At 68.8% G+C, this 9,131-nt stretch carries 10 protein-coding genes; 4 read left to right on the forward strand and 6 right to left on the reverse strand.

Going from position 1 to position 9,131, the window contains the following annotated elements:
* The 4 genes from ACK42S_RS12340 to ACK42S_RS12355 all read right to left on the reverse strand — a co-directional run.
* Positions 1 to 1,832 (reverse strand): alpha/beta hydrolase domain-containing protein (locus ACK42S_RS12340; RefSeq protein WP_409707769.1); only part of this gene is annotated, 1,832 nt, incomplete at its 3' end.
* A 137-nt stretch (positions 1,833 to 1,969) separates the two neighbouring features.
* Positions 1,970 to 2,941: a Bug family tripartite tricarboxylate transporter substrate binding protein gene (locus ACK42S_RS12345; protein WP_409707771.1), complete on the reverse strand. Its 972-nt coding sequence runs from the start codon at positions 2,939 to 2,941 to the stop codon at positions 1,970 to 1,972.
* 32 nt (positions 2,942 to 2,973) lie between these two features.
* The gene (locus tag ACK42S_RS12350; protein ID WP_409707774.1) at positions 2,974 to 3,345 is read right to left on the reverse strand and encodes a hypothetical protein; all 372 of its coding nucleotides are present in this window, start codon (positions 3,343 to 3,345) and stop codon (positions 2,974 to 2,976) included.
* Positions 3,342 to 4,715, reverse strand: coding sequence for an acyclic terpene utilization AtuA family protein (locus ACK42S_RS12355; RefSeq protein ID WP_409707777.1), 1,374 nt, complete (start codon positions 4,713 to 4,715; stop codon positions 3,342 to 3,344). Before ACK42S_RS12355 ends, ACK42S_RS12350 begins: the two co-directional genes overlap by 4 nt.
* Before the next feature lie 70 nt (positions 4,716 to 4,785).
* Between ACK42S_RS12355 and ACK42S_RS12360 the strand changes: the two genes are divergently transcribed.
* From ACK42S_RS12360 to ACK42S_RS12375, 4 genes are all read left to right on the forward strand, one after another.
* Positions 4,786 to 5,718, forward strand: a complete 933-nt coding sequence (locus ACK42S_RS12360) for a LysR family transcriptional regulator (RefSeq protein WP_409707780.1) — start codon at positions 4,786 to 4,788, stop codon at positions 5,716 to 5,718.
* Positions 5,715 to 6,284, forward strand: coding sequence for a dCTP deaminase (gene dcd, locus ACK42S_RS12365; protein WP_409707783.1), 570 nt, complete (start codon positions 5,715 to 5,717; stop codon positions 6,282 to 6,284). The genes ACK42S_RS12360 and dcd overlap by 4 nt, the downstream gene beginning before the upstream one ends.
* Before the next feature lie 111 nt (positions 6,285 to 6,395).
* On the forward strand, positions 6,396 to 6,764 hold the full coding sequence (locus ACK42S_RS12370) for a hypothetical protein (protein WP_409707786.1): 369 nt from the start codon (positions 6,396 to 6,398) through the stop codon (positions 6,762 to 6,764).
* 130 nt (positions 6,765 to 6,894) lie between these two features.
* Positions 6,895 to 7,263 (forward strand): DUF1801 domain-containing protein, encoded by a 369-nt coding sequence (locus tag ACK42S_RS12375; protein ID WP_409707789.1) that lies wholly within the window; start codon positions 6,895 to 6,897, stop codon positions 7,261 to 7,263.
* A 69-nt stretch (positions 7,264 to 7,332) separates the two neighbouring features.
* Here the strand turns inward: ACK42S_RS12375 and ACK42S_RS12380 are convergent, their stop codons facing one another.
* Together ACK42S_RS12380 and ACK42S_RS12385 are read right to left on the reverse strand one after the other, a co-directional pair.
* Positions 7,333 to 8,493, reverse strand: a complete 1,161-nt coding sequence (locus ACK42S_RS12380) for an L-lactate dehydrogenase (protein ID WP_409707792.1) — start codon at positions 8,491 to 8,493, stop codon at positions 7,333 to 7,335.
* A 65-nt stretch (positions 8,494 to 8,558) separates the two neighbouring features.
* A partial coding sequence (locus tag ACK42S_RS12385; protein WP_409707795.1) for a LysR substrate-binding domain-containing protein occupies positions 8,559 to 9,131 on the reverse strand: 573 nt, incomplete at its 5' end.

Raw genomic sequence — 9,131 nt, forward strand, 5'->3', positions numbered from 1 at the left:
ACGCTGCGGATGCCGGCCAGGGTTAGCCCCGTATGGGGATCCACCTGGGGCACGAGGATGGCGTAGTCGCGGCCGGTGTAGTGGGGCGGCAGCAGCGTGGCGATGCCCGACTCGTCCTGCGGGATGTATTGCGGCCCGAAATCGAGGAGCTTGAAGCCGTTGTGGCGGGCCAGGTACTTGAACTCGGGAATCGGAGTGGGGGTGCCACCGACCGGCCAGCTCACGCCGCGCATCGTCGGGAAGACGAGTTGATGAGGCCGCACGAGTGTGCCGTTGTCGATGCGCGGCACCTGGTGGTCGGGCGGGGCCACGTCGCGTACTACCCAGTCTTCCAGGGCGATGAACAGGGCGCGGAAGGTGTCGTTGAATTCCACCACCGTGCCGCGCGGGTAGACCGTGGTGGACGGCGACCAGCTGATGCTGCCCACGCCTCCGGTGCCGCCGTGCTGGGTGCTGGCGTAGTAGTAGATGCGGGCGTTCTCGGGTTGCACGAGGTCGCGGAAACCGAAGGCATCGGTGAGCACCGGCGAGCCCTGCAGCTGCCAGAATTCCGTGCCCGACAGACCCAGGAAGAACTTCGGGCAGGTGTTGCTGGCGCTGCAGCGGCGCATCACACCCCCGCTGCGGCCCGACACATCGTCGAAGTAGTCGGCAGCGAGCGCCCGGGGGGCCGTTTGGCCGAAGGCCGTGTGGTCGGTGCGCACGCCGCCGCCGCCGCCCGGTACGGCGAAGCGGGTGTTGATGTTGGTTTGGCGGGCTGCTACATGTGCGAAAAGGCCGTCGCAAACGCGCTGGCCATTGCGCCCTTCGTTGAAGCCCAGGTGCAGGAAGGTCTTCATCGCATTGCCCGACTGCGAGGTGCCCTGGCACAGCGTGTGCGTGATGGCACCGGCCAGCGGGTTGGGCTTGCCATCGGCATCAGCTGCCGCACTGCGGAAGAATTCGAGCGTGTCGCGCAGTGCGGCCAGGCCGACGCCCATCACCTTGGGATCGCGGGCCACATACACCAGTTCATACAGGTAGTTCGGATCGAAACCGTCCTTCAGGCAGACGCGGGTCTCGTCGGGTGTGCCCGGAAAGGGGTTGTCAGTGGTGTTGCAGTTGGCGAACTTCCAGTCTGCGGCCGGGATGGGAATACGCGGATCGGTTTCCTTGACGCGCTTGGTTAGCGAGTAGCCGGGCAGGGTGTTGTCGAGGCTGGCCGGCGCGTAGGGGATCATCGTGCCATTGAACACACCCCCGGGCAGCGACATGACCGGCGTGGCGGTGTTGGGCACGAGTTCGCTGCGGTAGGGGCCAGTGATCGAGCTGCCGTCGGCGTTGCGGGCCACCGGCACCTGCACAGTGAGCCGGTTGGGGGTGCTCTTGGGCACGTCGCCCTGCCAGGCCGAATACAGCATCACGTAGCCGCGCTCGAAGTACACGGCGTCGCTGGGGGCGGTGGTGAGGTTGGGCTCGGTCAGGATGTTGCCGCGGTTGGGCGCGTCATAGCGCAACACGCCCCCGGCGCGGCTCATGTCCTTGGGCTTGAGCATCATGAAGTCGGCGGCGTACTCGACCATGCCGCGCGCATTCACGGGGGCCAACGCAAGGTCCTGAATGATGGCGTTGCGTGGGTCGCGTGGGTCCACTTCGCCGTGGATCGTGCCTCGCACGCGTTCGTACTCGCCCACGCTGCCGAAGCTGCCGGGATAGTCCTCGGTGCTGGTGATGCTCAGCCGCAGCTCTGGTGTTGCCGCAGGGGGCGGCGGGGGGTTGTTGCTGCTGCCGCCACCGCAGGCGGCGGCCAGGATGGCTGCAAAGGGCAGGGCCCATGCCAACTGTCGTGTCATGTCTGTCTCCTGGGTGTGAGGGGCAGCGGCCTGTCTTGCGCCAGGCAAAGCGCTGCCTCAGGGGCGGTGGTTCCGCCTCTGTACGGGCCGATGAAGGGTTGCGTCAGCCCGCGCTGCGGGCCGAAGCGGTCAAGGCCTCACTCGGGCTCGATCCCGGCGGCCTTGATGATCTGGCCCCACTTGCGCGTCTCGGCGGCCTGGAACTGGGCCAGGCCATCGGGCGTGGTGGTGAAGGCCTCGGAGCCGCTGGCCTCGAAGAAGGCCTTGGCACCGGCGCTGGCGGTGGCGCGGGTGAGCAGCTCGTTGAGCTTCTGGATCACAGGGGCGGGGGTGCCGGCCGGCACGTAGGCGGCGAACCAGTAGCCCATTTCATAGCCGGGCACGCCGGCTTCGGCGATGGTGGGCACCTGGGGTAGCAGCGGCGAGCGCTTGGCAGAGGTCACGCCCAGCGCGCGCAGCTTGTCGGACTGGATCTGCGGCACGCCGGTGGACATGTCGGCGAACATCAGGTCGATCTGCCCGCCCAGCAGGTCGGTGATGGCGTTGGGGTTGCTCTTGTAGGGCACGTGCAGGATTTGCACCTTGGCCATCTGCTGGAACAGCTCACCGGCGATGCGGCTGGACGAGCTGCCGCTGCCGAAGCTGAGCTTGCCGGGGTTCTTGCGGGCATGCTCGATCACGTCGGAGACGGTCTTGAAGGGCGACGAGGGGTTGACCACCATCACCTGGCCGCCCTTGCCCAGGGCGGTGACGGGCGCGAAATCCTTCACCGGGTCGTAGCTGAGCTTCTTGTAGAGGTGCTGGTTGGCCGCGTGCGTGGTGTTGGTGGTGATGAGCACGGTGTAGCTGTCGGCCGGCGCGCGCGCGGCGGCCTGTGCGGCCAGCATGCCGCTGGCGCCGGCGCGGTTTTCGACCACCACGGTCTGCTTCGTGTCGGCCGTGAGCGACTGGCCTAGCGCACGCGCCAGCTGGTCGGTGGCGCTGCCGGCGGCGAAGGGCACGATGAAGGTCACGGGCCGGTCCGGGAAGGCCAGCGCGGCGGTGCCGGCCAGGCCCAGCGCCAGCAGGGCGGCGGTGGCGATGCATCGGCGGCGGGAAAGTCGGGTCATGGTCTTGTCTCCTGTGTGGTTGGGGTGAAGCATCAGGGCGCCGAGGGGGCGGGCCCTGCAAGGTGGGGCAGCAACTCGACCGGCACGTTCACCGGCAGGTCCAGCAGCCAGAAGGCCAGGGCCTTGCCGTGGGTGTCGAGGTTGAGCGCGTGGTTGACGCCGCCGTCGAGCACGTGGTCGAGTACGAAGTTCATGGCCTGCAGCTCGGGCAGCAGGTAGCGTTTCACGCTGCTGGGGCGGCGGTGAGCGAAACGTTCGGCCACGGCGGCTTCGGTGAGCTGCTCGACGAGCACCGGCCACAGCGCGGGACTCCACGCGATCACGCTGATGTTGGAGCGGTCGCCCTTGTCGCCGGTGCGGCCGTGGGCCAGCCGGTAGAGCGGCACCTGAGCGGTGTCTTTCATGCGGCACCTCCTTCATCGACCATCACGAAGCGCGCCGGCACGGCCTCGCGCGGCACCAGGCAGGAGGCCGTGCCCAGGCGCGGGCGCAGCGAGGTGCGCACGCCCCCGCCACCCGCCGGGCCACAGGTGTACAGCGCCGTCACTTCGCGGGTGAGGGCTTCGGCCGCATCGCGGTCGGCATGGTTGAGTGCCACGCGCAGCCGCACGTCGCGGGCCTCGCCGGGGGGCTGCGCTTCGAGCCAGCGCCCGGCGTCGTCGGCAAAGAGGCTGGCCACGCCGATGAGGTCGAAACGCAACGGGCCCAGGCCGGCCAGGCGCTGGCGCAGCACGTCAGCCGCCAGCCGGGCGCGTGCCTCCGCGCGCGGGCCGGCGTACGAGATCTCGCCTTCGGCCAGCCAGCCGTTCTCGAAGCATGCGTTCACCTTCAGGTGTGTGGGCCGCGCATGGCCGCGCACCCCGGTGAGCCGTACGCGGTCGGGCCCGAGGCTGTCCACACGCGCATGGGTCAGGTCGGCCACCACGTCGGGTGTGAGATAGGCCGCCGGGTCGTGCACCTCGTAGAGCAGCTGCTCCTTCACCGTGCGTTCGTCCACGCAGCCGCCCGTGCCCGCGGGCTTGGTGATGACGCAGTCCCCATTGGCGTCGATTTCGGCGATGGGGTAGCCCACCTGGGCCAGGTCGGGCACGTCTTTGTAGCCGGGGTCGGCGAAGTAGCCGCCGGTCACCTGCGCTCCACATTCCAGCAGGTGGCCGGCCATGGTGGCGCGGGCGATGCGGTCCCAGTCGTCCAGGGCCCAACCAAAGTGGGCCAGCACCGGGCCCACGGTGAGGGAGGGGTCGGCCACGCGGCCGGCCACGACGATCTCGGCCCCGGCGCGCAGGGCATCGGCGATGGCCTCGGCGCCCAGGTAGGCATTGGCACTCACCAACGGTGCTTGTGGTGCGGCCTCGCCCAGCGAGCGCATCAGCAAGGGAAGATGGGCGGGGTCGCTGAGATCGTCACCTTCGATCACCGCGATGCGCGGTACGCGCAGCCCCAGTGTCCGTGCCAGGGCCTGGATGCGGCGGGCCGCTCCCAACGGGTGGGCCGCCCCGAAGTTGCTCACGATGCGGATGCCCGCTTCCAGGCAGGTGCCGAGCACCGGGCGCAGCATCAGGTCCAGCAGGGGCTCGTAGCCGGCGTCCGGGTCCTGGCGGCGCGCCAGCTGGGCCAGGGCCAGGGTGCGTTCGGCCAGGGTCTCGAAGATCAGCACGCCCGGGCCACCGCTGGCCGCCAGGGCCTGCACGACCGGGCCGGCGGCATCGACACGGTCGCCGGAGAAGCCGGCAGCGGAGCCAACGCGCAGCAGGGGCGGGTGAGAGGAAGCCATGGCGCCCACTCTAGGCCGTGGCTTTTGATCTGTGAATTAGAAAATTGGGATAGATTAAATCGTTATGCAAATGAATTTGTCCACCCGCCAGCTGCGCGCCTTCGTCGCCTTGGCCGAAGAGCGCAGCTTCACCCGGGCCGCCGCGCAGGTGCATCTGTCGCAACCTGCCTTCAGTGCGCTGATCCGCTCGCTGGAGGACGAGGTGGGCACGAGGTTGTTCGACCGCACCACGCGCAGCGTGGAACTCACCGCCGAAGGGGTGGTGTTCGAATCCGCGGCGCGGCGGCTGCTGCGCGAGGCCCAGGAGGCCCTGGCCGACATGCGTGAGCTGGCCGCCAGGCGCCGCGGGCGCGTGTCGCTGGCCGTGCTGCCTGCGCTGGCGGCGGGCTGGCTGCCCGGCGTGCTGGCACGCTTTCGTGCCGACTACCCCGGCATTGAACTCGACGTGGCCGATGTGCTGTCGGAGGACTGCATCGAGCGCTTGCGCGTGGGCCGCGCTGATCTTGCGCTGGCGGCCACCCGCGTGGACACCCCCGAGCTGCGCACCGAGCCCTTCTGCAGCGATGGCTTCCATCTGGTGTGCCGGCGCGACCACCCCCTGGCCACCAAGCCGGCGCTGCGCCTGTCCGACCTGGCCGCCCACCCCATGATCCAGCTCGCCCGCAACAGCAGCGTGCGCCAGTACGTGGAGGCAGCCGTCTACCCGCAGCAGTTGCAGACGGTGATGGAGCTCGACCAGCTCAGCACCGTGGCCGGCATGGTGCGCGCGGGCCTCGGCATCAGCCTCGTGCCCGCGCTCACGCTGTTCCACTTCGAACACCCTGAACTCGTGACACGCCCCTTGCCTGCGCGTGGCCTGAAGCGCCAGATCTTCCTCGTGCGCCGCCGCGACCGCGGGCTGTCCGTGGCGGCGCAGGCCATGTATGAGCATCTGATGGCATCGCGCCCAGACGCCTCAGCCCACCTCCCTAAAATCCCCGCACCTCATCGGGAGTCGATATGAGCATCAAGAGTGACAAGTGGATCCGCCGCATGGCCGAAGAGCACGGGATGATCGAGCCGTTCGAGCCGGCCCAGGTGCGCCAGGCCACCGACGGGCGGCGCATCGTCAGCTACGGCACCAGCAGCTACGGCTACGACATCCGCTGTGCGCCCGAGTTCAAGATCTTCACCAATGTGCACAGCACCGTGGTGGATCCGAAGAACTTCGACGAGAAGAGCTTCGTCGACTTCCATGGCGATGTGTGCATCATCCCGCCCAACAGCTTTGCGCTGGCGCGCACCGTCGAGTACTTTCGCATCCCGCGCAACGTGCTGACGATCTGCCTGGGCAAAAGCACTTATGCGCGTTGCGGCATCATCGTCAATGTCACGCCCTTCGAGCCCGAGTGGGAGGGTTATGTGACGCTCGAGTTCAGCAACACCACGCCGCTGCCGGCCAAGATCTATGCCGGCGAGGGCTGCGCGCAGGTGCTCTTCTTCGAAAGCGACGAGGTCTGCGAGACCAGCTACAAGGACCGCGGTGGCAAGTACCAGGGCCAGACGGGCGTGACGCTGCCCAAGACGTGAAGCGGGGAGTTTGGCCGCCTTTTCGGCGCTTTGGGTCTGTGCGGTCGGCCCTACAGTGCGGGCATGTCCCATCCATCGGCACTTGGGTGCCGGCTAAGGGAGCACCATGCCATGTACCTGCCCCTGCCCGAAGTCGTCGAACACTACGAGGAACTGCCCACCGAGTTCCGCACCACGGCTTTCGAGGTGCTCAAGGGCTTCGAAGGCTCGCCCGACGAGCTGCGCGAGGCCCTTGTGCGCCCGCTCACACCCCAGGCCCAGGCGGGCGTCGCGGCCCACGATCTGCTGGACCTGGCCCGCTTCAAGGCCTTGATGGCCGAGGCAGGGCACGAGGTGTCGACCGCGCGCATGCTCTTCGATCGGCGCTATGCCGCGCAGTGCCTGGCCCGCGGGCTGCGCTCGGGCCACCCCGAGCTGCGCGCACGGGCCGACGCCTTGTTCGCACGCTACGCCTTCGATTCTCCCGCCACCCCGCACTGAGGGGGCTGGCGCACCCTGGCGCCTGGTCCGGCGCAGCGCTACCATGGGTCCACAAGAAGAGCCGTGCAGGGGGAACGATGCCCAGAGGGAAACCCAGGATGCTCAGGCCCAGCGCGCGAGGTGCGGTGCGATGAGAGGCACGGTACGCCCCAACGCCCTCGTGGCGGTCTATTTCGACACCCTCAGCCCCGAGCAGCGTGAGACGGCCCAGGCCTTGCAGCGCGCCGTGCTCGAGGCCGCTCCCGAGCTGTCCCAATCGGTGAAGTGGGGCAATCTGGTCTTCATGGCTGAGCGGCACAACCTGCTGGCCATCGTGGCGCACAAGGGCCACGTCAACCTCCAGTTCTTCAACGGGGCGGCGCTGGCCGCGCAGTTCCCACAGCTCGAGGGCACGGGCAAGAGCTTGCGGCATCTGAAGTGCCGCCACCGCCAGCCGGTGGACACGGCCCTGGTGCACGCGCTCGTGCGTGCGGCGGTGCACGACGTCGAGACCCGCTGAGCGCTTCGGCCTTCGTGCACTTTCAACCCGTGATGCAGGGGTTGACCGGGGCGCGTGAGCGACCACACCTCAGCGTGCGACGGGATACGTGCCGGGCCACAGGATGCTGCGGTCCACGGTGCGGATGTCGGTGCGTCCGCAAAACGCCATGGTCAGGTCCAGCTCCTTTGCGATGATCTCCAAGCAGCGGGTGACCCCGGCCTCACCCATCGCGCCCAGGCCGTAGAGGAAGGCCCGCCCGATCAGCGTACCCCGCGCGCCCAGCGCAATGGCCTTGAGCACGTCCTGTCCGCTGCGGATACCGCCGTCGAGCCACACCTCGATGCGATCCCCCACGGCCTGCACGATCGGCGGCAGCGCCTCGATGGACGACGGCGCCCCGTCGAGCTGGCGCCCGCCGTGGTTCGACACGATCAGCGCATCGGCCCCACTGTCGGCGGCCAGGCGGGCGTCCTCCTCGTCGAGGATGCCCTTGAGGATGAGCTTGCCGCCCCAGCGCTTCTTGATCCACTCCACGTCGCCCCAGTTGAGCTTGGGGTCGAACTGCTCGGTCGTCCATGACGACAGCGACGACAGATCGCCCACCCCCTTGGCATGGCCCACGATGTTGCCGAAGGTGCGGCGCTTGGTGCCCAGCATCCCCAAGCACCAGCGCGGCTTGGTGGCCAGATTCAGGAGATTGCGCAGCGTGGGCTTGGGTGGAGCCGACAGGCCGTTCTTGATGTCCTTGTGGCGCTGGCCCAGGATCTGCAGATCGAGCGTGAGCATCAGGGCCGAGCAGTTCGCGGCCTTGGCGCGGTCGATCAGCCGCTCGATGAAGTCGCGGTCGCGCATCACGTAGAGCTGGAACCAAAACGGGTGGCGCCCGGTGGCCTGCGCCACGTCCTCGATCGAGCAGATGCTCATGGTGGACAGCGTGAACGGCACGCCAAAGGCCTTGGCCGCACGCGCGGCCAGGATTTCGCCGTCGGCGTGCTGCATGCCGGTCAGCCCCGTGGGCGCCAGGGCCACCGGCATCGCCACGTCCTGGCCGATCATCTGTGTGCGGATGCTGCGGCCTTCCATGTTCACTGCCACGCGCTGGCGCAGCTTGATGCGCTGAAAGTCGGTCTCGTTGGCGCGGTAGGTACTTTCCGTCCACGAGCCGGAATCGGCGTAGTCGTAGAACATGCGCGGCACGCGCTTTTCGGCCAGCACGCGCAGGTCTTCGATGTGGGTGATGGTGGGCATGCGGTCTCCTTCTTCCGGGCGACCGATGCTAAGGCCCGCCGGCCGTTCCTGTCGCGGAAATTCCTTCAGGGCTTGCCCGAAGGATGTTCGGCCAGCGCCAGCAGCGCCGCCGCCTCCTGCGCGACCTGCGCGCACACCGAGCGCAGCCACTGCGCAAACTCGGCGGGGGCCCCGCTGCGGGCGTGCGGCATCAGGTAGTAATGGTGGGCCGGCCGCGCCGTGAGCGGGAGCAGCGGCACCAGCGCCCCCGAGGCCAGCCAGTGGCGCGCCAGGCTCGGCCGGCCCAGGGCGATGCCTTGGCCGCTCACGGCCGCCTCCAGCAGCAGGCCCAAGTCCACGAGCTTGGGGCCCTGCGCCGGCTCGGGCGCAGCCAGAGCGGCCGCGGCAAACCACGGCGCCCAAGGCTCCAGCGGCGTGCGCAGCAGCGGCGCGCCCAGCAGGTCGGCCGGCGTGCGCAGCGGCGGCAGACGTTGCAGCAGCGCCGGGGCGGCCATCGGCGTGACCACATCGTCCATCAACACGGTGCCGCCGGCGGCGGCCGCGTCGCCATGGCGCACCTGCACATCGGCCTCCATCGTGCCGGTGTCGAGGTAAGGAATGGACAGCACCACCTCCAGCTCCACCTCGGGGTGGGCCAC

The organism is Caldimonas sp. (assembly GCF_046289365.1).
Taxonomy (GTDB): Bacteria; Pseudomonadota; Gammaproteobacteria; order Burkholderiales; family Burkholderiaceae_C; genus Caldimonas.